General features: G+C 65.1%; 1 protein-coding gene. It reads right to left on the reverse strand.

The window, feature by feature from the left end:
* Positions 1-269 (reverse strand): PCRF domain-containing protein (locus B3V69_RS11400; protein ID WP_296446613.1); only part of this gene is annotated, 269 nt, incomplete at both ends.

The following is a 269-nucleotide window of genomic DNA, read 5'->3' on the forward strand; positions in this document are numbered from 1 at the left end:
GAGTCGGTCTTGTTGATGTGCTGACCGCCCGCGCCGCTGGCCCGGAAGGTGTCGGTGCGCACGTCGCTGGGGTTGATGTCGATGACGATCGAATCATCCACCTCGGGGTAGACAAACACCGAGGCAAACGAGGTGTGGCGCCCGCCCGATGAGTCAAAAGGCGACTTGCGGACCAGCCGGTGCACGCCGGTCTCGGTGCGCAGCAGGCCGAAGGCATATTCGCCTTCCACCTTGATGGTGGCACCCTTGATGCCGGCGGTGTCGCCCGC

Origin of the sequence: Rhodoferax sp. UBA5149 (assembly GCF_002413825.1) — a bacterium.
In the GTDB taxonomy this organism is placed as follows: domain Bacteria; phylum Pseudomonadota; class Gammaproteobacteria; order Burkholderiales; family Burkholderiaceae_C; genus Rhodoferax.